22 protein-coding genes are annotated in these 25,011 nt (G+C 43.0%); 7 read left to right on the top strand and 15 right to left on the bottom strand.

Annotation, left to right across the window (positions count from 1 at the left end; translation table 11 throughout):
• Positions 1-67 precede the first annotated feature (67 nt).
• The 6 genes from QUF61_RS10270 to thrC form a co-directional block, all read right to left on the bottom strand.
• Positions 68-1,246 (bottom strand): efflux RND transporter periplasmic adaptor subunit, encoded by a 1,179-nt coding sequence (locus tag QUF61_RS10270; protein ID WP_286019573.1) that lies wholly within the window; start codon positions 1,244-1,246, stop codon positions 68-70.
• A 247-nt stretch (positions 1,247-1,493) separates the two neighbouring features.
• Positions 1,494-1,895, bottom strand: coding sequence for an SCP-2 sterol transfer family protein (locus QUF61_RS10275; protein WP_103922200.1), 402 nt, complete (start codon positions 1,893-1,895; stop codon positions 1,494-1,496).
• A gap of 285 nt (positions 1,896-2,180) precedes the next feature.
• Entirely contained in the window at positions 2,181-2,900 is a 720-nt protein-coding gene (locus QUF61_RS10280) for a lysophospholipid acyltransferase family protein (RefSeq protein WP_103922201.1), read from the bottom strand.
• Between the two features lie 2 nt (positions 2,901-2,902).
• Positions 2,903-3,457, bottom strand: coding sequence for a D-glycero-beta-D-manno-heptose 1,7-bisphosphate 7-phosphatase (gene gmhB, locus QUF61_RS10285; RefSeq protein WP_103922202.1), 555 nt, complete (start codon positions 3,455-3,457; stop codon positions 2,903-2,905).
• A gap of 11 nt (positions 3,458-3,468) precedes the next feature.
• Positions 3,469-3,810 (bottom strand): nucleoside triphosphate pyrophosphohydrolase family protein, encoded by a 342-nt coding sequence (locus QUF61_RS10290; RefSeq protein ID WP_289681560.1) that lies wholly within the window; start codon positions 3,808-3,810, stop codon positions 3,469-3,471.
• A gap of 133 nt (positions 3,811-3,943) precedes the next feature.
• Positions 3,944-5,083, bottom strand: a complete 1,140-nt coding sequence (thrC, locus tag QUF61_RS10295) for a threonine synthase (protein WP_103922204.1) — start codon at positions 5,081-5,083, stop codon at positions 3,944-3,946.
• A 107-nt stretch (positions 5,084-5,190) separates the two neighbouring features.
• On the opposite strand from thrC, the gene QUF61_RS10300 reads away from it, so the two are divergent.
• The gene (locus tag QUF61_RS10300) at positions 5,191-5,589 is read left to right on the top strand and encodes a hypothetical protein (RefSeq protein ID WP_289681562.1); all 399 of its coding nucleotides are present in this window, start codon (positions 5,191-5,193) and stop codon (positions 5,587-5,589) included.
• 32 nt (positions 5,590-5,621) lie between these two features.
• Here QUF61_RS10300 and QUF61_RS10305 read toward each other — a convergent pair whose 3' ends face one another.
• The 3 genes from QUF61_RS10305 to alaC form a co-directional block, all read right to left on the bottom strand.
• Complete coding sequence (locus QUF61_RS10305; protein ID WP_289681564.1) at positions 5,622-6,677, bottom strand: AAA family ATPase; 1,056 nt, start codon at positions 6,675-6,677, stop codon at positions 5,622-5,624.
• A gap of 35 nt (positions 6,678-6,712) precedes the next feature.
• Positions 6,713-8,032, bottom strand: a complete 1,320-nt coding sequence (locus QUF61_RS10310) for a homoserine dehydrogenase (RefSeq protein WP_103922207.1) — start codon at positions 8,030-8,032, stop codon at positions 6,713-6,715.
• Between the two features lie 63 nt (positions 8,033-8,095).
• Positions 8,096-9,274 (bottom strand): alanine transaminase, encoded by a 1,179-nt coding sequence (gene alaC / locus QUF61_RS10315; RefSeq protein ID WP_289681566.1) that lies wholly within the window; start codon positions 9,272-9,274, stop codon positions 8,096-8,098.
• Positions 9,275-9,539: 265 nt separating this feature from the next.
• Here alaC and rpsU point away from each other — a divergent pair, with 265 nt between their 5' ends.
• The 5 genes from rpsU to QUF61_RS10340 all read left to right on the top strand — a co-directional run bounded on the left by rpsU (position 9,540) and on the right by QUF61_RS10340 (position 16,291).
• Positions 9,540-9,755, top strand: coding sequence for a 30S ribosomal protein S21 (rpsU, locus tag QUF61_RS10320; protein ID WP_103922209.1), 216 nt, complete (start codon positions 9,540-9,542; stop codon positions 9,753-9,755).
• 127 nt (positions 9,756-9,882) lie between these two features.
• Entirely contained in the window at positions 9,883-10,329 is a 447-nt protein-coding gene (locus tag QUF61_RS10325; RefSeq protein WP_103922210.1) for a GatB/YqeY domain-containing protein, read from the top strand.
• 166 nt (positions 10,330-10,495) lie between these two features.
• Positions 10,496-12,247 (top strand): DNA primase, encoded by a 1,752-nt coding sequence (gene dnaG, locus QUF61_RS10330; RefSeq protein WP_289681570.1) that lies wholly within the window; start codon positions 10,496-10,498, stop codon positions 12,245-12,247.
• Positions 12,248-12,380: 133 nt separating this feature from the next.
• The gene (rpoD, locus tag QUF61_RS10335; RefSeq protein WP_289681572.1) at positions 12,381-14,225 is read left to right on the top strand and encodes an RNA polymerase sigma factor RpoD; all 1,845 of its coding nucleotides are present in this window, start codon (positions 12,381-12,383) and stop codon (positions 14,223-14,225) included.
• Positions 14,226-14,332: 107 nt separating this feature from the next.
• Positions 14,333-16,291, top strand: coding sequence for a non-ribosomal peptide synthetase (locus QUF61_RS10340; protein ID WP_289681574.1), 1,959 nt, complete (start codon positions 14,333-14,335; stop codon positions 16,289-16,291).
• A gap of 154 nt (positions 16,292-16,445) precedes the next feature.
• Here QUF61_RS10340 and QUF61_RS10345 read toward each other — a convergent pair whose 3' ends face one another.
• The gene (locus QUF61_RS10345) at positions 16,446-17,357 is read right to left on the bottom strand and encodes a PLP-dependent cysteine synthase family protein (protein WP_103922214.1); all 912 of its coding nucleotides are present in this window, start codon (positions 17,355-17,357) and stop codon (positions 16,446-16,448) included.
• A 142-nt stretch (positions 17,358-17,499) separates the two neighbouring features.
• Here QUF61_RS10345 and QUF61_RS10350 point away from each other — a divergent pair, with 142 nt between their 5' ends.
• On the top strand, positions 17,500-18,156 hold the full coding sequence (locus QUF61_RS10350; RefSeq protein WP_289681576.1) for a rhomboid family intramembrane serine protease: 657 nt from the start codon (positions 17,500-17,502) through the stop codon (positions 18,154-18,156).
• Positions 18,157-18,166: 10 nt separating this feature from the next.
• Here QUF61_RS10350 and QUF61_RS10355 read toward each other — a convergent pair whose 3' ends face one another.
• From QUF61_RS10355 to QUF61_RS10375, 5 genes are all read right to left on the bottom strand, one after another.
• On the bottom strand, positions 18,167-19,906 hold the full coding sequence (locus QUF61_RS10355) for a diguanylate cyclase (protein ID WP_103922216.1): 1,740 nt from the start codon (positions 19,904-19,906) through the stop codon (positions 18,167-18,169).
• Positions 19,907-19,981: 75 nt separating this feature from the next.
• Positions 19,982-20,602: a tetratricopeptide repeat protein gene (locus tag QUF61_RS10360; protein WP_289681579.1), complete on the bottom strand. Its 621-nt coding sequence runs from the start codon at positions 20,600-20,602 to the stop codon at positions 19,982-19,984.
• Between the two features lie 5 nt (positions 20,603-20,607).
• Positions 20,608-23,031: a leucine--tRNA ligase gene (leuS, locus tag QUF61_RS10365; RefSeq protein ID WP_289681581.1), complete on the bottom strand. Its 2,424-nt coding sequence runs from the start codon at positions 23,029-23,031 to the stop codon at positions 20,608-20,610.
• A gap of 60 nt (positions 23,032-23,091) precedes the next feature.
• Complete coding sequence (locus tag QUF61_RS10370) at positions 23,092-23,787, bottom strand: hypothetical protein (RefSeq protein ID WP_103922219.1); 696 nt, start codon at positions 23,785-23,787, stop codon at positions 23,092-23,094.
• Positions 23,784-24,938: an AAA family ATPase gene (locus QUF61_RS10375; protein WP_103922220.1), complete on the bottom strand. Its 1,155-nt coding sequence runs from the start codon at positions 24,936-24,938 to the stop codon at positions 23,784-23,786. Before QUF61_RS10375 ends, QUF61_RS10370 begins: the two co-directional genes overlap by 4 nt.
• Positions 24,939-25,011: the final 73 nt, after the last annotated feature.

A 25,011-nucleotide genomic window follows, 5' to 3' on the forward strand; every position in this document is an offset into this window, starting at 1 on the left:
AATCTGTTGATGCTTGTGCCATTGGCATAAAAAGAAAAATTTGAAAAAATTTAAAATGCTTATTTACTTATTTTGCATTGCTTTGCGGTGGATTGATCCAGCCGGAGCTTACGCCAGGTTGCGGACTGAGTTCAATCACTTCACCCGGCTTTAAGCCACTGAGTACTGTGACCTCGGAACCATAAGTATCCCCTAATCGTAATAAACGCAATTCACGTTTATTATCATTCAGTACATAGACACCGGGCAGGCTCCCGCGCCACACTAATGAAGCCGTGGGAATTACCGGTAAATATTTTGCCGGTGTGCTGATATCCTGAATTTCAACCTGAGCATATTGACCCGCACCGGTTAAAGTGTTTTGAGGCAAGGTAAATTTAACTGTTACCGTGTGTCTGCGTGCGTCAGCAATGGGGAAAATCTGTGCAACACGAACCTGCACCCAGCCACCAACATCCAATTTGGCAGGTAATACCATGCCGGTTTGCAAACCAGGCACCAGACGCGCTGGCACTTCAACCTGAATTTGTAATTCACTGGTATCAGCATATTTTAGTAAGGGTTGACCGGGTTGTACCGTATCTCCAATTTCAACCATTTTATCTGTAATCACGCCATCAAAAGGGGCCAAGCCTCGTGCATTACGCAGTTTGGCATCAATTGCATCAATCGCTGAGCGCGCCCTGACCATGGCATTACGTCCCTGCTCAACTTGAACATTGCGACTATGTAAGGCGGCACCGCGTTCTGCCTCCATATCCCGGGTACCTGTTATATCTGACATGGGTTCTGCAAACATCTGGTCAAGCACAAAAGGCATCGCCATACCGCCTGGCGTTTTACCTGCATCTGGCGATAAAATTTCTGTACGCTGACTCACCCAGGCATTACGCAGATTCGCTTCCGCATTAGCCCATTCAGCAACCGCAGAGCGTCTTTGTGCCATCAGCTCAATGGTATCAAGGCGAACCAGTACGGTGTCCTTTTTGAATGCATCACCCTCTTCACCCGCAATCATTTCAACGCGGCCTGGTAATTGTGCAGACAGGGTAATGTCCCGAGCCGGAATGACTGTGCCTCCCAGCGTAACCGCAGTGAGAATGGGGCGTGCTTGAACAACATAACTGCCTGCGCCAACAACAGGTTGCGCCTGCGTCATTCTGAAAGGTAAAACAATGGCCAGCGATAACAGCATGGCATAGAGTATAACCCTAAACTGGATGGAATATTTTCGAGTGATTTGCATAATAGTCAGGCTTGGTTGTGATTACAGAGGTGCTCAAACAGTGTCGATTGTTTAAGCCGACAGGGTGAATTATTTTTAATCAAAAAAACAGTTGTCAGGAATATAGCTTAATCAACCTGAATTTACGATTTGTTCACACCCCTTAAGGACAAAGGTGTGTGAAAATTTTCAGGTACCCAAATCACTTATTTAAGTGCTGATACTGGATTTGAGTATTGTAACCTGAAAAATTTTATCTCAGTCCGGGTTAGCCAACCCGTCCCATGACAGTAAAGCTCTTAACAAAAGGACTCGCCATACGTGGATCTTTAATCATTGCCATGTAATCGCCTATATTAAACTTGAGTTTACGAGAGGTATAAGCCATACCCAGTCCCATCATACCCAGTCCTTTTTTCAGCCACTTATTCCAACTATCAGGACTTGCGCGCAAGTCCCAGTTCAATTCGGTAGAGCCATCATAGCTACCTGCTGAAATCGCTTTACCATTTTCAATCACCATCATGCCCAGAGGTTGGTCATCACCATCCATGCCATAAGCGATCACGGTATTAAAATTAATTTGGGCCAGGGCATCACTTAATTCTGGTTCTTTGTTCCATTCTTCCATGAAACCTTTCATCCATTCATCTGAAAATAAATCAGCCATTGAGTTCATTCCTCCTGAGGATTAAGTTAACCTGAGTTCGATGCAAAGTTTCCAAGCTTAAAACACCCAAATCTACCGCTGACTATCAAGAGGCCAGCATGAAGTGTAGGTTATTTGCAATTACACGGTAAATTACAAAAAAACCACCCCAAACTCAGGTCAGTAAAAAAGTCCAGACTCTGTTTATTATAGAGTTCACCAGACATCGATTTAAAAATAAGCCTAAGATTGTAACATGCATTGGAATATATTTTGCTCATTTTTAGCTCATATCCCGCTTATTTATTAATCAGACGGCTTACCAAGCGCAGGCCAAGCCGCTTCAATCCAGTCTTCCACCAATGCATTAATTTCCTTGGCAGACTTTCCCTGCGGATCGATGGGTGTGCCAATTTTAAGCTTAATCGTGCCAGGGCGCTTAATAAAATTTTGTTGATTCCAGAAATACCCGGCATTGTGTGCAACCGGCACAACCGGATAGTTTTTCGCCGCTTCTGCCAATAAAGCCCCACCCATACGATAAGGCTTAGTTTGCCCCGGTACAACCCGCGTCCCCTCTGGAAAAATTACCACCCAGTGACCCTCCTGCAAGCTTGCAATGCCCTGGGTCAGCAATTGTTGGCGTGCTTCCCGAGCTTTGCCGCGATTAATTGCAATTGGCCTTAACAAGGCCATGGCCCAGCCAAAAAAGGGAATCCAGAATAACTCTCGTTTCAAAACCCAGACCTGGCGAGGAAAAATCTGCTGCAAGGCAATTGTTTCCCAGGTTGACTGGTGTTTACATAATACAATCGCCGTATCTTTGGGGATATTTTCTATACCTTCAATCTGATAATCAAGGTGGCAAATGACTTTTAACCACCACAATATAAAACGTGACCAAAAATTTAAAATACGGTAACGCTGAGGAAAGGGTAACACCCAGATAAACAAACTGGCAAAACTGGCCATGAATGTCGCCAGTGCAAGTCCCATATTAAATAAAGCAGAGCGTAAAATCAGCATGTTTAATAGACCTCATCCATTTTCAGCAGATGAAGCACTGCCTGATTTAAATCGTCATAAACGGGGATATCGTCAAAGTCATAGTCGGCTAATAAGGATTCTGTATACACGCCCTTTCCGGTGCGCACTAGAATAGGTTGCGCACCCGCTGCGCGCGCTGCCTGCAAATCACGCAAGGAATCGCCGATGGCGGGAATACCCGTCAAATTAATACCCAAACGTCTGCCAATATCCTTAAACAGACCCGGCTTGGGTTTGCGGCATAAACAGGCATCCCGTGGCCCATGCGGGCAAAAGAAAATAGCATCAATACTACCGCCAAGCTCAGTCAGCGCATGACACATCTTGTCATGAATTGCGGTTAGGGTATCAATTGTAAACAAGCCCCTGGCCAATCCCGATTGATTAGTGGCTACTACAACGCGATAACCTGATTGTGTCAGTTGTGCAATGGCTTCAAGACTGCCAGGAATTGCCCGCCACTCGTCTGGTGACTTGATAAAGTCCTCAGAATCCTGATTAATCACACCATCTCTATCGAGAATTACTAATTGCATATACCGTATCCTTAACTATTTCGAAACTCTGACACACGAATACGACCATCAATCATGCGACTCTCACGCGCCTGCAATTTATCCATTTTATCCCAGAATGCCTGCTTTAAATCAAAGTCCTGCGCAATTGCTGTACCCATTAATAAAATCATTAAATCAGCCACTTCTTCAGCCAGCTCTGCAACAGGTTTGCCTTTGGTGACACATTCTGAAATTTCACCCAATTCTTCCGCCATCAACGCAATGCGGTAAGTCATTTCCTCACCACCGGTGTTTTTGAAATCATGTTTATCATGAAAGGCCTGCACAACGGCCAACATAGTTTCATAAGAGTCTTTATTCGGTGATGACATGGTAACAACCTGTAAAAAATTGTGAGATTCAAGCTTAAAACTGTTAAATCCAGCACGCAATATTATTAATAACCAGCATGAGATGAAAGTGATTTTCAGCCATGCAGTGGCTGAGAAGAAGCTTTCATCAAATTCAATTTAAGTTATCGAGAATCGCATGTTTCACTGCATCCAGTGTTGGTTTGATATTAATCAGCGGTGCAGTGCTTTGAGCAATTGCAGTATCGGGGTCTTTTAAGCCATGCCCGGTCAGGGTGCAGACCACGCTACTGCCTTCAGGAATTTTACCTGATTTAATATCACGCATAGCACCTGCTAATGAGGTTGCAGACGCGGGTTCACAAAATACGCCTTCTTTTTCTGCCAGGAGTTTTTGTGCCGCCAGAATCAATTCATCACTGCATTCATCAAACCAGCCACCAGATTCTTTTTGTACCTGCCAGGCATAATCCCAGCTTTGTGGATGACCAATACGAATTGCAGTTGCCACAGTTTCTGGGTCATCCACCATTTTACCGCGCATGAATGGGGCAGAACCTGCTGCCTGATATCCCACCATTTTCGGACGATTACCAACTATTGCGCCACCCGCAAAACGACAATTGCCATCACAAAATTTGCAGGCTTTGGTGACTTCACCGCCAGCACTACTGTATTCACAATAACCAATCCAGTGTGCGGTAATATTACCCGCATTACCTACGGGCAGGCAATGATAATCCGGTGCTCGTCCCAGCTCTTCAACGATTTCAAAGGCGGCTGTTTTCTGACCCTGCAAACGATAAGGATTAATCGAGTTAACAATAGTGACAGGTGCATGGTCGGCAACCTGTTTAACCAATGCCATACCTTCATCAAAGTTGCCTTGAATCTGGATGACTACAGAGCCGTGCATCATCGCCTGTGCCAATTTACCTTGCGCGATCTTACCCTCAGGAATGAGCACAAATGCAGTAATACCTGCACGCGCCGCATAAGCTGCTGCTGCTGCGCTGGTATTACCGGTTGAGGCACAAATAATGGCTTTGCTGCCTTCTTCCACCGCTTTAGTCACTGCCATGGTCATACCGCGATCTTTAAATGACCCGGTGGGGTTCAGACCTTCATATTTAACATAAATATCAACATCCTTACCAATAATGTCTGGAATGTGATGCAGCCGAATCAGCGGGGTATTACCTTCACCCAGTGAAATAATGCGGGTATCATCATGTACTGGCAGGCGGTCGCGGTAGCGGTCAATCAGTCCAGTGTAACGGGAACGAAATGGCATAATAAGTCCTTATAACTTCTATAAAATAAGTGGATTCAATTTCTTAGGCTAATAAATTTTAGCTATTTCTGGTGAGTGTAACACTCCAGGGCATACCCTCACTTTTCATGTTAAAAACCGATGGGTTTATATCAATAGAGCGCAATTTTTTCCTAAGTGCTTGTAAAATTTGTGAATGTCTGCCTGCAAGTTGCCTTTGTTCTTGTTTAGTTTCATCAGGTAGTTCTAAATGTAATGCAATGCTCAGAGATGCTGCATTTAATGCAGCCACTGAAAATGTTTTTTCTATATTGTTTTCTGCATTAAGCTTTGCAGGCAATAATGCGGCTAAAGTACAAATCACTTTTTTGGCCAGCTTATTAGGTAAATCACTGGGTACCTCAGGTGTTGGATACCCTTTACGCTTACGAAAATCTTTGATTTCAATAAGCCAAACTGTATTTTTTTATCACGATAAAAAGCCCATTGATCATACTGAGTCACTTGCCAGTTTTCATCAAAAGTAAAACATAACTCATCTTCAATAATGTCTGGCATATCAGTGTCCTGCAACCATGATTTGCATAAAACGATCAGATTGTATTAACTCTTCATCCAGTGCAGCAATATCACCAACATCATCCAGGCTATTGCCTTGCTCAACAACCATGCCAACATCAGTGTTTTTATGAAAGCCAAAAAATTGTACTGCATCAGCATGATGATGAACTGATTGTGAAGTTAAAATCTCTAATTCACGCAATAAAAACAAACTATGAGTGGCAATAAATACTTGTATACCATTTTCAGTCAGTGCCAAAATTGCCTTGGCAACAAATTTAATGAGTTGTGGATTCAAATTGCTTTCAGGCTCATCCCAGAATAAGGAAACACCTTCTTTCAAAGAATCATTCTGAATAAGGTAAATCAATGTAGCAATTTTACGATGCCCTTCAGCCACCATATGAATATCCATTAAATTATCCATATCTGGTGTTTTCAGGTAAAATCTGTCACCTTCAAAAATGACTTTAGCATTATCAATAAGTACCTCTAAATCCTGAATAAGTGACTGCTCTTTTTTATTAAGTTTTTTACGTAAGGGGCGATTTAAAGTTTTACACAAGTCATAATAGGTTTCATCAAATGCAAGATAAAACTCTTCATAGAGTGATGTAAATTTTGGGTAAATAGACAAAATCTCTTTAGCGGGCAGGAAAATTGGGGAAGAAGGTTTGTTAGGATAACTGGTGTTTGGTGTATCATCTTCAAATTGTAGAGAACTTTTAGTATTAAATTCAAAGTCTATATTCGGTTCAGTCAGAGCAATTTTTGTACTATTTTTTATATCATGTCTGCCTACTAAATTTTGCTTCCCTGTCTTAAAAACACCCTCAATTTTGCTGAGGTATTGGGTAATTGAATTACTGTTTTCCAATGCTGGAAAGCGACTTAAATATCTGGAAATATGTGCATACCAAATGGCATACACAATTTTTAAGATATGCGTTTTGCCTGTACTATTTTCACCAACAAAGACATTTAGACCGGGAGAAAAATTAAACTCATTATCTTGAAATAATGTAAAATTTTCCAGCTTCAAAGAATTTATCATAAATATTTCCAGTACAAACCCGGTCTCTAAACAATTTACTGGCTCAATGACTCCAAGCGAATACGCATAATTTCCCCACGAATATCCGGCAGCGCTTCAATTCTCACAATCGCTTCATTTAAGAGTTTTTCCTGTACACGATGGGTTAGCAGCACGATATTAACCTGGGTTTCCCCGGTTCTGGGTTCTTTTTGAGAAACTGCTTCAATACTGATGCCGCTTTCACTGAGAATAGATGCGACATGGGCTAAGACACCGGGTAAATCATCGGCTTCCATGCGCAGATAATAAGCCGATTGAATGTCTTCAATGCCCAGAAAGCGCTGATTTTTAGTAATGGTATCGGGTTGAAAAGCGAGATGCGGTACCCGATTTTCTGGATCAACGGTTAAGCTGCGCACTACGTCCACTAAATCAGCGACGACAGCAGAAGCGGTTGGCTCCGAGCCTGCGCCTGCACCATAATGCAGCGTTGGGCCTACCGCATCACCATACACCAGTACGGCATTCATTACGCCATCCACATTGGCCAGCAAGCGTCCTTCAGGCACCAGCGCCGGATGCACGCGCATTTCCACGCCTTGCGCAGTGCGGCGCGCAAAACCCAGATGTTTGATGCGATAGCCAAATTGCTCGGCATACTCCACATCAATGGGTTCAATCCGGGTAATGCCTTCGGTATAGGTGGCTTCAAAATTCAGTGGTACGCCAAAGGCAATGGCAGCCAGAATAGTCAGTTTATGCGCAGCATCTACGCCTTCAATATCAAAAGTGGGATCGGATTCGGCGTAACCCAGTTCCTGAGCTTCTATTAAAACATCATCAAAGGCACGGCCTTTTTCCCGCATTTCGGTCAGAATAAAATTCGTAGTACCATTGATAATACCCGCTAACCATTCAATTTCATTACCGCTTAAACCCTCGCGAATGGTTTTAATAATCGGTATGCCGCCCGCAACAGCGGCTTCAAATGCAACGATGACACCCTGCTTTTGTGCCTCATCAAAAATTTCATTGCCATGCAGCGCAATCAAAGCTTTATTTGCAGTGACCACATGCTTGCCATTAGCAATCGCTTTTAATACCAGATCACGCGCGCGGGTGGTGCCGCCAATCAGTTCCACCACCACATCAATTTCAGGATTATTAACCAGAGACATCGGTTGCTCAGTTAAGACAATATCTTCGGTATTACATAAACGCGACTTATTTAAATCACGCACACTGGCATGAGTTACCTGAATATCACGTCCGGCACGGCGGGAAATTTCCCGGGCATTGCGCTGCAATACATTGACCACGCCGCCGCCAACGGTACCAAGCCCTAATAAACCAATCTTAATGGGGTTAAGCATGTTTTTTCTGTTCCTTAAATTCGATGTAAATCTTGTTTACGCTTTATATTATCTGAGACTTTCCTAGCTATTACGCAACATAGCTTTTACGCCACGCACCGCCTGCCGGATACGATGTGGGTTTTCAATCAGGGAAATACGCACATACTCATCGCCATAATTACCAAAGCCAACACCGGGGGAAACGGCAACCTTGGCCTCTGCCAATAATTTTTTGGTAAATTCCAGGGAACCCATTTCACGAAATTGTTCTGGAATTTTTGCCCAGGCAAACATGGTTGCCTGTGGCGGTGTAATATCCCAACCTGCCGCATTTAAGCCTTCACATAAAACATCCCGGCGCTCTTTATACATGTCGCGAATCTGGCTGACGCAAGACTGATCATCCTCTAATGCCGTAACCGCTGCCACTTGTATGGGGGTAAACATACCATAATCCAGATAAGACTTGATTTTGGCCAGGGCTTTAATCAAAGTTGGGTTTCCCGCCATAAACCCAACGCGCCAGCCAGGCATATTATAGCTTTTTGACAATGAAAAGGATTCTACTGCAATATCCTTAGCACCAGGCACCTGCAAAATAGAAGGCGCAACATAACCATCAAATACAATATCGGCATAAGCCAAATCATGCACAATCCAGACATTATATTCTTTGGCAATGGCAACGACTTTCTCAAAAAAGGCCAGATCCACGCATTGAGTTGTCGGGTTAGCGGGAAAATTCAGCACCAGCATTTTAGGGCGCGGCCAGGTGGTTTTCATGGCGCGCTCTAAATCTTCAAAAAAATCCATATCCGGCATCAAGGGCACATGATGCACATCAGCACCGGCAATCACCACGCCATAAGGATGAATGGGGTAAGCGGGATTAGGTACTAAAACAATATCACCTGCGCCTAAGGTTGCCATCATCAAATGCGACAAACCTTCTTTAGAGCCAATCGTAACAATGGCCTCGTTATCGGGGTCAATCGATACATCATAACGTCTTTCATACCAGTTGCTGATGGCCTGGCGCAAACGCGGAATACCCTTGGACATGGAATAACGATGGGTATCTTTACGCTGCGCAGCTTCAACCAGTTTATCAACAATATGCGCGGGGGTCGGCTGATCGGGATTACCCATGCCAAAATCGATAATATCCTCCCCCCGTGCTCGCGCCGCCATCGTTAAGTCTTTAACGATACTGAATACATAAGGAGGCAAACGCTCAATGCGGGAGAAATCTTCATTCATGGGAATAATCACCGTCCAGGTTATATATAACTCTGCTTTGACAGAGTAATAGATGACTTCAGAAAAAACTGAAAACTTTACATGGACAGGCGAATGGATACAAGTTATTTTATCAATAAAATCTATTGGGCAAATTATGAAGCTCTGCTATAATGTTCCGATCTACCCTGCCAGAGTCTCTAGAAACAGCTGATTTTCTGAAGCAGGAAAAAATGCAGGGCACTATGTATTATCACGCATTCTATTATTAAGGAAATCTTTTTTTATGCCAAACGTTCGCGTCAAAGAAAACGAACCCTTTGAGGTTGCTATCCGCCGTTTCAAACGCTCTTGTGAAAAAGCCGGTATCCTGGCTGAAGTTCATCGCCGTGAGTTTTATGAAAAACCTACCGCCGTACGGAAACGCAAAGCAGCCGCCGCTGTCAAACGCCACATGAAAAAAGTTTCCCGGGAAAGTTCCCGTCGGACCCGACTGTACTAATAATTTTTTATAAAAATTTATTAGTGGTCACTTGCGCCCCGTTCGCGTCCCTACTACTGGGTACATCGAATGGGGCGTTTTCATTATAATGGCTTATCGCTTTTAAGACGAAATACAGGAAAGAATAATGACAACGCTGAAAGCACAAATTACTGATGATATGAAAACGGCGATGAAAGCCAAAGATAAACCCCGCTTATCCACGATTCGCCTATTACAGGCCGCAATCAAGCAACGCGAAGTTGATGAACGTATTGAGTTGGATGACACTCAAATTATCATCGTGCTGGATAAAATGGTCAAACAACGCAAAGATTCCATTGAGCAGTATGAAAAAGCGGGACGCCAGGAACTGGCAGATCAAGAACAGTTTGAAATTGACATCTTAAAAACTTACCTGCCACAGCAACTCAGTGCAGCAGAAATCGAGCAGCTTATTGGCGACGCCATTGCGCAAACCGGTGCCAGCGGTATGCGCGATATGGGCAAGGTAATGGGCTTATTAAAACCTCAGTTGCAAGGGCGCGCAGACATGGGCGCAGTCAGCGGTCTGATTAAACAAAAATTAAGTTAAGCCCCCTGAGTTTGGCGTAGGCTAGATTCAGTGCTAAATGCACTGAAAACTGCTTCTACCTCATGCTTAATGCCTGTGTAAAAGTTTAAAGGAGTCCAAACCTTGACTTGGGCATATTTTTTAGACTGCCAAGTTGGGGCTTGGACGCCTTTAAAAAAATATCTGAATGTCTGGTTATATTCCCAAAAATTTTATTGAGTCTTTGATAGACCGCTGCGATATTATCACAGTTGTAGACAGCTATGTCCCCTTGAAAAAGGCTGGCAAGGATTATCACGCCTGCTGCCCCTTCCATCAGGAAAAAACGCCTTCTTTTACCGTCAGTGCCGACAAGCAGTTTTATCATTGTTTTGGCTGCGGTGCGAACGGTAATATTGTCAGCTTCTTAATGGAATACGAGCATTGCGATTTTGTTGAAGCCATTGAAGAACTTGCTGCTTCACAAGGCTTGAGCGTGCCTTATGAAAAAGGTACGCACACGCAAGCCAGCGCTTCACAAAAAACTGAAGACCTGAAACCTTTATATCAATTATTAGAGCAGGCTAATCGTTTTTACCAAACCCAACTGCGCCAGCATCCACAAGCAGGTGAAGCGATTGATTATCTGAAAAAACGCGAACTGAGTGGGCAGACCGCAGCCCGTTTTGAGCTGGGTTATGCGCCAGATGCCTGGAATGAGCTGTTGACACAGCTTGCAGGTAACAGTGAGCAACAAAAACAGCTTCTGGATGCCGGTTTAATCGTGCAAAATGAGCAGCAACATTATTATGATCGTTTTCGCAACCGCATCATTTTTCCCATTCATGACCAACGTGGACGGGTCATTGCTTTTGGTGGGCGGGTATTAGATGATAGTAAACCTAAATATCTCAATTCTCCAGAAACCCCGGTTTTTCACAAAGGTAAAGAGCTTTACGGCCTGCATCATATCCGCAAACAGCGCAATAAACCGGAACAAATTATTCTGGTTGAAGGTTATATGGATGTGGTGGCCCTGGCGCAACATGATATACACAATGCTGTTGCAACCTTAGGCACGGCAACCAGCACAGAACATTTGCAGCGTTTATACCGGCTCACAGAACAGTTGGTATTTTGTTTTGACGGTGATGAAGCCGGACGTAAGGCCGCCTGGAAAGCCTTGGAGATCCTGTTGCCATTGCTCAGTCAGGGGCGACAGGCAAATTTTATGTTTTTACCCAATGGCGAAGATCCCGATTCACTGGTACGTCAGCAAGGCAAACAAGGGTTTTACCAACAAATTGAACAAGCATTGCCCTTATCTCAATATTTATTCTCACATTTGCAACAACAACTGGATATCAGCACTCTGGATGGCAAGGCACGTTTACTGGAGTTAGCCAAACCTTTAATCCATAAAATGCCAGAAGGTGCTTATCAGGATTTATTATTACAACATTTAGGTGAAATTACCGGAACGCGGCAGACAGCGCAATATCAGCGCACAGCTCCCGTTCAAAAAACAGCTTCAGCAAACAAACCCCATAAAACAACCCGACCATCGCCAATACGTGTCGCCATTGCCTTATTACTACAATCCCCAGAATTTGCCACATCTCTGGAATCTATCGAAATTCTGCGTCAAATTGAACAACCGGGTTTACCTTTATTGGTGGAACTTATTGATTTTATCAATAACAACCCCAATATACGCACGGGCACGCTGGTGGAGCACTGGCGTTATTCTGAACATGAAAAAAGTATTCAAAAGCTGGCGAACTGGGATATAGGTATCCCACAAACGGGTATGCAGGCAGAATTACAGGGTGCAATTTCCCGTCTGATTCAACAAACGAAAGAGCGACAACTGGAAACTTTATTACAAAAATCCCAGTTACAAAAACTGTCGCAGCATGAAAAACAAAGCCTTAATCGTTTATTAAGCGAGCTTCGATAACAAATTATCAAATAATGTCGCAAATTTTTCATGATTTTTCAGCACGGGCAAAAATCATGGTCTACACTAATAGGCGGCTACATACACAGTAAAATAGAAAAACTGTTTATTTTTCATAGGTGTTTGAGGGAAAATGAATCAAGAACAACAGAAATCACAAATTAAGCTTTTGATTACAAAAGGGAAAGAGCAGGGATACCTGACCTACCACGAGGTTAATGACCACCTTCCAGAAGATATAGTCGACTCTGATCAGGTTGAAAACATTATTAACATGATCAATGCAATGGGGATTGCTGTACATGAAACAGCGCCCGATGCCGACACCTTATTAATGGCTGATACGGTTGCCACGGATGAAGAAGCAGCAGAAGAAGCTGCGGCAGCATTGGCTAACGTTGATAGTGAGTTTGGCCGAACCACCGATCCGGTGCGCATGTATATGCGGGAAATGGGCACGGTTGATTTACTCACCCGTAAAGGTGAAATCAAAATTGCCAAGCGTATTGAGGAAGGCTTAAAACAGGCCTTATCTGCGTTGGCAACCCACCCGGATATTATCAGCGTATTTCTTGATCTCTACGACAGAACTTTGACATCAGAGCTGAAATTAACCGATTTGATTAATGGCTTTGTTTCTCCGGAAGATGAAGAAGACAGTGACGAAATTCCTGTACCCAAGGTGGCTGTGGTAAAAGAAGAGGAAAGTACAGGCAATACTGATGAAACAGCCAATACAGACTTAAAAGACGACGAGCAGGAAAATGAAGGCCTGGATCTGAAAGAAATCGAGCTGCGCTTTGGCAATTTACGTGAAGCGCAAAAAAAAGCCATGGATGCCAAAGAAGAACATGGCACAAAATCAGAAGCTTATCAGAACTTACGTCAACAAGCCGCTGATTGTTTCCTGGAATTTAAGCTGGTACCTAAGGTCGTTGAAACCCTGACTGCCAAGCTGCGCATGGCTGTTAATGAAGTGCGCGCTCAGGAAACCCGCATCCGCGATTACTGCGTGCGTTATGGTCGCATGGGTAAACGCGAATTTCTGGACTCGTTTAAAAATAACAGTACCAATCCTGAATGGGTGCCTACATTGCTGAGCAGCGACAAACCCTATGTGGAATCGCTGAAAAAATATGAAAAGCAACTGTTAGCTGCTCAGGCGCGTCTGATTGAACTGGAAAATGGCTGCCGTCTGGGGCTGGAAGAAATCAAAGAAATCAATCGCCGCATGACCATTGGCGAAGCCAAAGCCCGGCGCGCGAAAAAGGAAATGATTGAGGCTAATTTACGCCTGGTGATTTCCATTGCCAAAAAATACACCAATCGTGGCTTACAATTTCTGGATCTGATTCAGGAAGGTAATATTGGCTTAATGAAAGCGGTGGATAAATTTGAATACCGCCGGGGTTATAAATTTTCCACCTATGCCACCTGGTGGATACGTCAGGCAATCACTCGCTCAATTGCCGACCAGGCGCGTACCATCCGTATTCCGGTACACATGATTGAAACCATTAATAAACTCAATCGCGTATCCAGACAGATACTTCAGGAGAAAGGCCGCGAAGCCACCCCTGAAGAACTGGCTGAAAAAATGGAAATGCCGGAAGAAAAAGTACGCAAGGTGTTAAAAATTGCCAAAGAACCCATTTCCATGGAAACCCCCATTGGTGATGATGAAGACTCCCACTTGGGTGATTTCATTGAAGACATTACCATTCAATCCCCTGTGGAGGCGGCGACTTTTGAGGGTCTGCGGCGCGCCACCCAGGAAATGTTGCATGGCTTAACCGAACGTGAAGCCAAGGTATTGCGTATGCGTTTTGGGATTGACATGAGCACCGATCACACGCTGGAAGAAGTTGGCAAACAATTTGATGTGACCCGCGAGCGGATTCGTCAGATAGAAGCGAAAGCGTTGCGCAAATTACGCCATCCCAGTCGCTCTGAGCAATCCCGCAGCTTCCTCGATTAAGCAATGGGCAGATATTTCCTCGTTCCCAAGCGTCAGCCTGGGAACGTCTGCCATCCAAGCGCCAGCTTGTAAAGCCCGTATTCCCAAGATAAATATCGAATTTAACTATGTCTCACCTGTACGCCACCCTGCCCGAAGCCTTAACCAGTGCCGCTAACACCCCCTACGGCATTCGTTACATCCAAAGTCAGCAACAGGAAAGCTACCTGAGCTATCACGACTTAAAACAACGCGCACTCGGTATTCTGGGTACTTTGCAAGCAAAAGGCATTAAACCCGGTAACGAGCTAATCATCCTGCTTCAAGATAATGAGCCCTTTATTGATGCTTTCTGGGCGGGCTTATTGGGCGGTATTCCTTTAGTTTCAGTGGCAACAGGTAACAGCGATGAACATCGCCGCAAAGTGTTTCATATTTTTGAGCAATTGGAACAACCTTTTTTATACACTTCCCGGAAAATTTTTGAACGTTTGGCGGTATTTGCACAAAATCAGGGGTTAGCGCAACAATGGGAACATATTAAAAATCATTGCTTCTTAATTGAAGAACTCCACGAACTCAGCCCTGGCACGCCGCACTCAGTACAAACCGATGATATTGCTTTTATTCAATATTCCTCAGGCTCTACCGGACAACCTAAAGGTGTGACATTAACCCACGCCAACCTGCTGCATAATATTCACGCCATTATTAATACTGCGGCTATCAAACCTGAAGACCACATGATGAGCTGGATGCCACTGACCCATGACATGGGGATTATCGGTTTTCACTTAACGCCGTTAGTTTGCAGTTGCCAGCAATATTTGATACCGACTGAACTCTTTGTGCGGCGGCCCATGTTATGGCTGCTCAAAGCCAGTGAGCACGGCGGCACCTTGTTATCCTCACCTAATTTTGGCTACAAACACACGCTGCAACGTTACAAACCAGAGCAAAGCCAGGCGCTTGATCTTTCCAGTGTACGGCTGATTTTTAATGGCGCGGAGCCTATTTCAGTAGAATTATGCAAAGCATTTATGCAGGCATTCAGCCAACACGGGCTGTCTGCCAACAGCATGTTTCCCGTTTATGGTTTAGCTGAAGCCAGCTTGGCGGTGAGCTTTTCCCAACCTGGAAAACCCTTAAAAAGCCTGTCATTGGAGCGAAATGCTTTGAATTTAGGGTACGCTATTCAAATCAAAGCGGCTCAAGAAAACAATACAACCCAGTTTGTTAATGTGGGTAAAAATATCCAATATTGTGAACTACGGATTGCTGATGAAAATCATCAAGCCTCGCCTGCCGCAACGATTGGTCATATTGAAATTCGTGGCCCTAATGTCACTCAGGGATATTACCGCAACCCAGAGGCAAGCCAGTCCTGCATCAACCAAGACGGCTGGTTGGATACCGGGGATTTGGGTTTTATACATGAGGGGGATTTATATGTCACGGGTCGCGAAAAAGATCTGATTATTATCAATGGTCAGAATTATTACCCGCAAGACATTGAAAACCTGGCAGAAGCCTGTGACGGCATAGAACTGGGAAAAATTGCCGCCTGCGGTATATTCAGCAAAGAAGCTGCCACGGATGTTTTAATTCTTTTTGTGGCATTTAAAGGCAGTAATGAAGATTTCTGGTCTTTGATTCAACCCATTGCTCAAGTGATTGGCTCACAAACCGGGCTGGAAGTAGCCCATATACTGCCCGTGCGTAAACTGCCAAAAACCACCAGTGGTAAAGTGCAGCGTTATCAGTTGACTAAACAATACTTAAATGGCGAATTTGATACGATAATAAGCACTTTACACGACACAAAAAAGCAAACGATCCAAACGATTCAACAGGGTAATCATCTGGAACAGGAAATACTGGAAATTTGTGCTGCTGTAATGAGTGATAAAAGTTTTTCTGCAACTGACAATCTATTTGATATCGGCAGCAGTTCATTAACGCTGGCACAGATTTTTGAACAACTGGATGAGCGTTATCCCGATCAACTTGATATTGCCGATCTTTTCGATCATCCCAGCGTCAGTGAGCTGGCGCAATATATCAAGCATAAGCTGAATTCAGATTGAATTAAGAAAGATTAAACCTGCTTGAAAAGAGGTTTAATGACTTTAAGCTCAAGGATTACTAATCCAGTAAGTAGATAGTTAAATACTTCTAAAGGATTCAGAATCCACAGAAATTATTGCTGCATCATTTCTACAGAAATGATGCGCTATTATATTACTCGCACCCTCTTATTTTTCCTGTATCTATGATAGGAAAAATCTCAGAAAAGTAATAATCTCCACCATCAGGAGCAACTATCACGCCTTTTAGTCCACTTTTACCTTCTAAATATTTTTTAGTTGCTGAAAGAATCGCGCCTGATGATATTCCGTTAAAATACCCTTCAGAGAGATAATCATTAACCCCATTAGTGACATCATCATTAAATGTAACATTAATCACTTCATCAATTAAGTGTTTATAATCTTGATAAAACTTACCAACATTGCGTACCGTGTTATAGTTTTTAATGCCTTCCACTCTATCAAGCGGATTGACTGCAATAATTTTTATAGAAGGATAGCGTTCTTTTAGATATTTCCCAGTGCCAAGGAGCGTTCCTGTCGTACCAAGCCCTGCAATAAAAAAGTCTATTTCTCCAATTTGCTCAATAATATAGGGGGCAGTCAGATTATAATGAGCATCCATATTATCCTCATTATTAAACTGATCGGGAACAAAATACTTATCAGGATCCTTTTTTACCATATTATCTCGCAGATCAATACAGTCATCTGTAACGCCATCAACTTCAATGAGATCAGCGCCATATGATCGCATCAGCTTCTTTTTACAACTTCCTGTTTCTACTGGAACAATAAGGCTAACGGGAAACCCAAAAATTTTACCCATGTAAGAAAGAGCAATGGCTGTGTTGCCGCTTGATGCTTCAAGTATCTTTTTTCCGTTAGATAAATCCCCTCTTTCGAGCGCCTTCTTTAGCATCCAATAAACCGGCTTTACTTTTATACTTCCACACAAATTAAATTTTTCAAGTATGGTATAAACTGTATTTTCTTGAATTTGGCGAATTTGTGCGATTGGAACAGTTTTTAAAAGTTGTTCAATTGATAAGGTATGATTCATAGCGATACTTAGAGTTAGGGATTTGTTAAATCCAATGAGGATATAATCTGACTAGATGGCATTATACCTTATCTAAATCAGTAAGAGAAACGTGCAAGACAAGATCAGCATTCTGCATACCTACTTTAAGTGAGAGCCCAGTATGAAACAGTGTGTAATGATAGTGCTCGGTGTCATTCTCGTATTATGGCTGATTAAAATCAGTGAAATAATTCTTGGCCTTGATCTGGCTGTATATGGCATTTATCCACGAGATATGGATAAGCTGACAGGTGTGATAACGGCCCCGTTGATTCATGGCTCATTTGAGCATCTGTTTGCCAATACGCTACCATTGTTTATCATGGGTAGTGCGCTGATTTATAACTATCCAAAGGCGGTCAAATACGTTATTCCCATTATTTATCTTGGCTCAGGCGTTGGTGTATGGCTGTTTGCGCGTGAGTCATATCATATTGGTGCAAGTGGTGTCGCACACGGTATGATGTTCTTTATTTTTATTGCAGGGATTTTGCGCAATGATAAGCCATCTGCCGCGCTCGCGCTCATTATCTTTTTTCTTTATGGCGGTATGCTTGTGAGCATATTCCCTACCCAGGCGCATATTTCTTTTGAGTCACACTTTTTTGGTGCGGTGGCAGGTACAATCTGTGCCTTTTTATTTCGTGATATGGATCCTAAAAAGGCAGAAAAGAAATATAGCTGGGAGCTTGAAGAAGAAGATTTATTAGAATTTCCGGATGATGATAATGAAGAAAAGAGTAAATTAGTACATGATACAAAGTATTCAGCCTACTGAAGTTTTGTTCCTAATTGACATCCATTTCCACACGATTACGTCCCCGCCTTTTAGCGCGATATAACGCTTTATCAGCACGTTCAAGCAGTGCATCCAGTCCAGCTTTGTTATTTTTTGCTTGTGTGAGTCCGATACTGACGGTGAAGTAAATTTTTTCTCCATTGGCTTCAAAGCTACTGGAAGCAACCGCTTGCCGAATCCGCTCTGCGGCATGTTGTGCAGATATGCTGGCGGTATCAGGCAGCAAAACAGCAAACTCCTCACCACCGATGCGACCGAGGATATCAGGCTCACGCAATGTTGAGCGGACAGTCTTTACAAAATACTTCAGTGCCTCATCGCCGGTCGCATGTCCATAATTATCATTTAAGTGCTTGAAGTGATCAATATCAAGCATGAGCAGGGAAAAAATGCTGTTGCTACGAGCGCTGCGTTTAATCTCATGCTTGGCCAGTTCACTGAAATGGCGACGATTATAGGTGCCGGTTAAGGGATCGGTAGTCGCCAGTGCTGTCAGCGAGTGTTCAAGTTTTTTTTGAACACTGATATCCTGAATAATCCAGATACTGCCTTCATGGACATGTTCGGGATCGATGGCCTGACCAATCATCCGGCACCAGTAGCTGCCATTTGTGCCTCTACGCAGGAGAATATCGGTCTCATAACGCTCACCTTTTGTCAGTAATGTTAAGTAGGCCTCTCCCACGCACTCATAATCTTCATTATTCAAAAAAAAGATCCGGGTACTTTTTCCAAGGAGTGTTGCCTCTGGCATACCACATTGATAAGCCAGCATCGGATTGACCCAGTGCACTTTACGGTGAACGAAATGTGCAATACCAATTTGTGCATTTTGCAGAATCAAGGATTGGGTTTTCATTGCTGCGTGCAACTGCTTGGTGCGCGTGTCTATTTTTCTGTGCAGCACCAGATTCCAGGTCAGGATTGCGATGATTAGCGTAGTGGTTAAAACCAGCAGCAGCACGATGATCTGCTCTTTGCTTAATTTCCATTCTGGTGCCTTAAGGCTGATCCAGCGCCGAAAAATTTCCTGCTTTTTATGCTCAGGGATAGCATCCAAAGACTTCTGAAGAATAGCCGCCAATTCAGGCCAGTCAGAGCGTACTGCAAAACGCAATTGCCATTCAAAGCCCGATTCTCCAGCGACTCGTAAGTTGGTTAAGCCATTTTTTTCAATATAATAAATGGCTGATGCATTAGTCACCACTATGGCATCCGCAGAGCCAAAAGAAACCATACGCAAACCGGTTTCAATATCAGGCACGGGAATCAGCTTGAGAAAAGGGTAATTTTCCTGAATATAGGCCTGTGTGGCATAATTTTGAATAACGACAACCCGCTTGCCTTTAAGATCGGGCATGTTTAATAAGTCTGTAATTTCTTTGCGTACAATAATGACGGCAGGGAGGTGAATATAGGGCTTGGTGAAGCGCATATATTGCTCGCGTGCTTTGGTTTTAGCGGCTGCCCCCCACATATCCACCTTCCGCAGTTTAGCCTGAGCAATAACTTCCGCCCAATTTTGTAGCTGAATAATCTCAAAGTGAATACCTATCTTTTCATCAATATATTTGATGAAATCGGCGGTGATGCCACGGTAGATATTATTTTTATCAAAAAACTCTACCGGAGGATAATTAGGTGCTGGGGCAAAATGAATATGGGGGTGTGCTTTAAGCCAAGCTAATTCTTCTTTGCTAAAATGAGCTGAAGTTGGTGTTATCGCCATTACTGAGCCAGCTTCCAGGCAAAGCAGTAATACCAATATGAAAAAAAAGAATTTTTGGATGATTATAAACAATTTTTAACGCATCATTGCCTGCTTCCAGCGGCTGATTTGTTCTGCTCCAGCCTGCTGCATCAGTTGAGCAAGTAGTGCTTCCCCATTTTCGCTGCCATGTGCGGCAGCCAGTGATAACCATTGAAAAGCCAGTGCTTGGTCTTGGGGGATTTCAGTACCTTCTGCCAGCAATTTGCCTAATATAAACTGGGCGGGGGCAAAATGCTGATTGGCGGATAACTGATACCAGTACAGCATTTTTTCCAGGTTTTTGCTAACACCGTATAAACCGCGTTGATACATGCTGCCAGCGAGATATTGATCTTTTGCCAGCCCCTGCTTTGCAGCTTTGAGATACCATTTCCCAGCCTGTTCATCGTTTTGCTTAAGGCCCAGACCATTTGCGCATAGCCAGCCCATACGCGACTGTGCTTCAGCGTGCTGCTGCTTGGCGGCTTTTTGAAACCATTTTGCAGCCTGCGCATAATCCAGTGGTAACTGCTCGTTTTTTCTGGAATAGAGTAAAGCCAGACGATATTGTGCTTCAGGGTGGCCTTGCTGTGCGGCTTGTTTTAAGGTGGCTATGACTGCTTGATATTTTTTGCCACCTAAATTATCCAGGCTAATCTTGTCTTCGCTTGTCATGTTTATTAATTCGCCACAATACTGACCAGCTTACCTGGTACCACAATGATTTTACGCAGGGTTTTGCCTTCGGTAAATTTTTGTACATTCGGCAGCGCCAACGCCATTTCTTCAATCTGGTTTTTATCGGCATTGATTTCAACCTCTAATTTTGCACGCACCTTACCATTGACCTGTACCACAATCATTATAGTATCTTTTACCAAGGCAGACGCATCCACTTCAGGCCAGTTTGTATCTAAAACAAAACCGCTGTGCCCCAGATTCTCCCAGAGCTTTTGGGTGATATGCGGCACGATAGGCGATAACATCTGTACCACCGCTTCCAGACCTTCACGCACAATGGCTTGGCTTTGCGCTTGTTCATCGCTGCGCCCTAAAGTATTAAGCAATTCCATACAGGCGGCAATTGCCGTGTTAAAGGTATAACGCCGTTGCATGTCATCGCTGACTTTGGCAATGGTTTCATGAATTTTACGACGTATATCTTTTTGCTTTTTATCCAGCACGCTGTTATCCAGTGCTGGCACATCACCTTGTTCAATATGAGTATCCACCTGTTTCCACAAGCGTTTCAGAAAACGGAAGCTGCCTTCAACACCGCTATCCGACCACTCCAGGGATTGTTCCGGGGGCGCGGCAAACATCATAAACAAGCGTACGGTATCGGCACCGTATTGTTCGATTAAGTGCTGTGGATCAACCGTGTTGCCTTTGGATTTTGACATTTTTGCGCCATCTTTCAGCACCATACCTTGCGTCAACAGGCGCTTAAAAGGCTCATCGCTGTCCAATAAATTTTCATCACGTAATAATTTATGGAAAAAACGCGCATATAACAGATGTAAAATTGCGTGTTCAATGCCTCCCACATATTGATCCACCGGCAGCCAGTAGTTAGCGCGCTCATCCAGCATGGTGTCTGCATCCGGGCAGGCATAACGGGCGTAATACCAGGAAGATTCCATGAAGGTGTCAAAGGTATCGGTTTCACGTTGCGCACCATCCGCCAGCGCATAAAATGCCGCATCGGTTTTCAGTGGCGAAGTCGTACCTTCCGGCACCACATCTTCCGGCAAGGTGACAGGTAAATCTGTGCTGGGTACTGCCTGGGTGCCGCCATCCGCCTGATGTATCATCGGAATCGGGCAACCCCAGTAACGCTGCCGGGATATACCCCAGTCCCGCAGGCGGTAATGCACTTGTTTTTGGCCTAATTCTGCCGCTTCCAAATGCTCAGCAATGGCATCAAAGGCTTGTTTTGAAGTTAAACCATTAAATTGCCCAGAGTTAATCAGTACGCCTTTTTCAGTGAAAGCAGCATCCATTTCAGGATTGCTTTCACCGCCTTCAGGAATAATCACTTGCTGGATTGGCAAATCATATTTTTGCGCAAATTCAAAATCACGCTGGTCGTGACCAGGTACAGACATCACCGCACCGGAACCATAACTCATTAAGACAAAATTCGCGGCCCATAGCGGCACACTTTGCCCACTAATCGGATGTATTGCCCGCAAGCCGGTGTCCATGCCTTTTTTCTCCATGGTTTCCATATCCGCTTCGGCGGTGCCAGTTTTTTGGCATTCATGGATAAAGTCCTGGAGTGCGGGATTGGTTTCAGCCAGCGCCTTAACCAGCGGATGCTCGGCAGCAATTGCCACATAAGTGACGCCCATCAAGGTATCGGGGCGAGTGGTAAACACTTTCAGTGGCGTATCATTGACTGAAAACTGAATTTCCACGCCTTCAGAGCGGCCTATCCAGTTTTTCTGCATGATTTTAACCGCATCAGGCCAGTCTTCCAGTTGTTCCAAACCTTGCAACAACTCTTCGGCATAATCCGTAATGCGAATAAACCATTGCGGAATTTCACGGCGTTCCACTAAAGCCCCGGAGCGCCAACCGCGTCCATCTATGACCTGTTCATTCGCCAGTACAGTTTGATCCACAGGATCCCAGTTGACCATTGCGGTTTTTTTATAAACCAGACCTTTTTCGTACAAACGGGTAAAAAACCATTGTTCCCAGCGGTAATATTCCGGTTTGCAGGTCGCCAGCTCGCGTGACCAATCATAAGCAAAACCCAGACGTTGCAGTTGTCCGCGCATGTAATCAATGTTTTCATACGTCCACTTGGCGGGGGGTACCTGGTTTTTAATCGCAGCATTTTCCGCAGGCAGACCAAACGCATCCCAGCCCATCGGTTGTAATACGTTTTTACCCTGCATACGATGATAGCGGCTGATGACATCGCCAATTGTATAATTACGCACATGCCCCATGTGTAGTTGCCCACTGGGATAAGGAAACATTGACAAGCAATAGAATTTTTCCTTATCCGGGTCTTCTTTAACCTGGAAAGCACGATTTGCCTCCCATTGTTGCTGTACCTGGGTTTCAATGGTTTCGGGATTGTACTGGTTCATAGGGATTATTTGAGGTTAAGTGGAAGTTAATGAGAAATAAGGGCATTGTATAACGTGTTGCTACACAGTTTCTGAACTCAGTTTTAGCATAGAAAGAAAGCTAAGGAATTCCCCCATACTTTTAAGGCTGTTTTTTTCTGATAGAACTCTAGACTTAAGTTCATTGAGATAATAAATTTCTGTAACTTCTTTTGGATTTGATTTGCTATATCTTATATTCTTTTCAGCAAGCATTGTTTTTAAATATTGATAGTGGTAATCAGCAATTGAACCATTATATTCAGATGGTTTAGACATTTTCTCCGGATCTGATTGTGAGATATTGTAATATTTTGTAAATATCCTGGCATTTTCAGAAGATTCAGGGTTTCTTGTATATATGCGACGATTTCCAAGGAACCAGGTTTCCATACATACAACTTGTGGGATAACTATAAATTTGCAATCTTTAAATGTTAAGTTGTTATTTTCTACAAACTGATTAACTTCTTCAATCTTTTTTTCAGCATGATGATCGTCTGTATCAATGATTATAACAAAATAATTGTATTTTCCAGACTCTTGAATATCACTAACTGAGTCAACTAAATGATTATCAAGGATGCTTGGAAAACCACCACCACTAATTAAATAATAGTTATTATTGACCGCATCGGATGGAGATGACACTCTTTTAAGGGTTGGTGCCAGGTGTGAAAGCCATTTTGGATAGACTTTCCGCTCTGTTTTTCCTTCCACTAGAAAATATATATTCATGAGTCTACACCCTCAGAATAAATATCTAAATTAATCAACTGTGTGAATGCCTTATGCTTTGACTTTTCAAAGTTAAAATCACTGCTATCATGCGATATAACTAAGCCAGCTTTTCTTGAAATAACCTTCCAATAAGAAGGGCTTATATTATTTATAATATATGGGTGATGACTTGTTATAATAAACTGAAGGTCTCTTTCAGCAGTCACGATGCTATTGGTAAGTTCATCAATACAGTTTATTCCCAAGCTATTTTCAAATTCATCAATTAGTATTAAGCTAGAGTTAGAACATAAGTATAGTTCGGCTATATGTATTAGTGCTCGGTACATTCCAGATGATAGTTTTGTTTCATCAACCCAGTTCTTAATACCCTTTTCCTTAATTTGAATAAATGGCATATCTCTCATAAATAACGGGATTCGAGTTCCAGAATTAGTCAATGGCTCCACTTTAACTTCTGTAACATAAGGGAATATATCAATAAAAGCATTGGCAATATTACTAAAAGCATCCTTCTGATTTTTATAGGATAAATATAATTTTGATTCAATTTCTTCATTGGAATTACGAATAGACTCTATTGACTTATATTTCTCTAATTTTTCATCTATTTTATCATCAAAAGAAAATCGCCTTAACGAGGATGTACTTCCAGTATTGTCATTAAATATTACGTTATCAAACTCTATATATATTTCCTTGATCTCTTCCTCTTCCCTTAAAAGTGAAACAATACTTTCATTCTGAGATAGTTTTACAGTTTTTGTACCATTAAAAAGAATGCCATCTATAGTCCTGTCTATAATTAATGTATTATTTAAAAAAATTTTCTCAACTTCGATGTTAGGTTTTTCTTTATCCTCATCCTCATCATCTGAATAAAAAATACTTCCAGCAGAAAAACCTTTATTTTCAAACTCACCTTCCCATTTATATCTATTACCATAAGTGCTTGTAAACTCTACAAACCACTTAACACCATTAAGTGCTGCGCCTCGAGCTATTTTTTTTAAATCAAGTATTGACTTTAATATCCGGGTTTTACCTACACCAGAAGCACCAACAAGCAATGTTAATTGATCGAAAGAAATAGGATTAAGCTCCCAGCTTGTTGTTTTATTTGTATAAGCAAGTTTTTTTATACGCATATCCTATCTCAAAATAGTTGATATATTAGAGCATTTAACTTGGTGCATAACATGATAATATAACAAAAAAAGG

This window comes from Candidatus Venteria ishoeyi (genome assembly GCF_030378065.1).
GTDB lineage: Bacteria > Pseudomonadota > Gammaproteobacteria > Beggiatoales > Beggiatoaceae > Venteria > Venteria ishoeyi.

Bases quoted from the DNA above. Each gene is read 5' to 3' on its own strand.
- thrC (WP_103922204.1), bottom strand. From the start codon at position 5,083: ATGCCATTTCGTTCCCGTTACACTGGACTGATTGACCGCTACCGCGAC.
- QUF61_RS10340 (WP_289681574.1), top strand. From the start codon at position 14,333: ATGTCTCACCTGTACGCCACCCTGCCCGAAGCCTTAACCAGTGCCGCT.
- QUF61_RS10360 (WP_289681579.1), bottom strand. From the start codon at position 20,602: ATGACAAGCGAAGACAAGATTAGCCTGGATAATTTAGGTGGCAAAAAA.
- rpsU (WP_103922209.1), top strand. From the start codon at position 9,540: ATGCCAAACGTTCGCGTCAAAGAAAACGAACCCTTTGAGGTTGCTATC.
- QUF61_RS10290 (WP_289681560.1), bottom strand. From the start codon at position 3,810: ATGTCATCACCGAATAAAGACTCTTATGAAACTATGTTGGCCGTTGTG.
- QUF61_RS10270 (WP_286019573.1), bottom strand. From the start codon at position 1,246: ATGCAAATCACTCGAAAATATTCCATCCAGTTTAGGGTTATACTCTAT.
- QUF61_RS10375 (WP_103922220.1), bottom strand. From the start codon at position 24,938: ATGCGTATAAAAAAACTTGCTTATACAAATAAAACAACAAGCTGGGAG.
- gmhB (WP_103922202.1), bottom strand. From the start codon at position 3,457: ATGCAATTAGTAATTCTCGATAGAGATGGTGTGATTAATCAGGATTCT.
- QUF61_RS10355 (WP_103922216.1), bottom strand. From the start codon at position 19,906: ATGGCGATAACACCAACTTCAGCTCATTTTAGCAAAGAAGAATTAGCT.
- QUF61_RS10325 (WP_103922210.1), top strand. From the start codon at position 9,883: ATGACAACGCTGAAAGCACAAATTACTGATGATATGAAAACGGCGATG.
- QUF61_RS10305 (WP_289681564.1), bottom strand. From the start codon at position 6,677: ATGATAAATTCTTTGAAGCTGGAAAATTTTACATTATTTCAAGATAAT.
- QUF61_RS10310 (WP_103922207.1), bottom strand. From the start codon at position 8,032: ATGCTTAACCCCATTAAGATTGGTTTATTAGGGCTTGGTACCGTTGGC.
- rpoD (WP_289681572.1), top strand. From the start codon at position 12,381: ATGAATCAAGAACAACAGAAATCACAAATTAAGCTTTTGATTACAAAA.
- leuS (WP_289681581.1), bottom strand. From the start codon at position 23,031: ATGAACCAGTACAATCCCGAAACCATTGAAACCCAGGTACAGCAACAA.
- QUF61_RS10350 (WP_289681576.1), top strand. From the start codon at position 17,500: ATGAAACAGTGTGTAATGATAGTGCTCGGTGTCATTCTCGTATTATGG.
- alaC (WP_289681566.1), bottom strand. From the start codon at position 9,274: ATGAATGAAGATTTCTCCCGCATTGAGCGTTTGCCTCCTTATGTATTC.
- QUF61_RS10280 (WP_103922201.1), bottom strand. From the start codon at position 2,900: ATGCTGATTTTACGCTCTGCTTTATTTAATATGGGACTTGCACTGGCG.
- QUF61_RS10300 (WP_289681562.1), top strand. From the start codon at position 5,191: ATGTTAAAAACCGATGGGTTTATATCAATAGAGCGCAATTTTTTCCTA.
- QUF61_RS10345 (WP_103922214.1), bottom strand. From the start codon at position 17,357: ATGAATCATACCTTATCAATTGAACAACTTTTAAAAACTGTTCCAATC.
- dnaG (WP_289681570.1), top strand. From the start codon at position 10,496: ATGTCTGGTTATATTCCCAAAAATTTTATTGAGTCTTTGATAGACCGC.
- QUF61_RS10370 (WP_103922219.1), bottom strand. From the start codon at position 23,787: ATGAATATATATTTTCTAGTGGAAGGAAAAACAGAGCGGAAAGTCTAT.
- QUF61_RS10275 (WP_103922200.1), bottom strand. From the start codon at position 1,895: ATGGCTGATTTATTTTCAGATGAATGGATGAAAGGTTTCATGGAAGAA.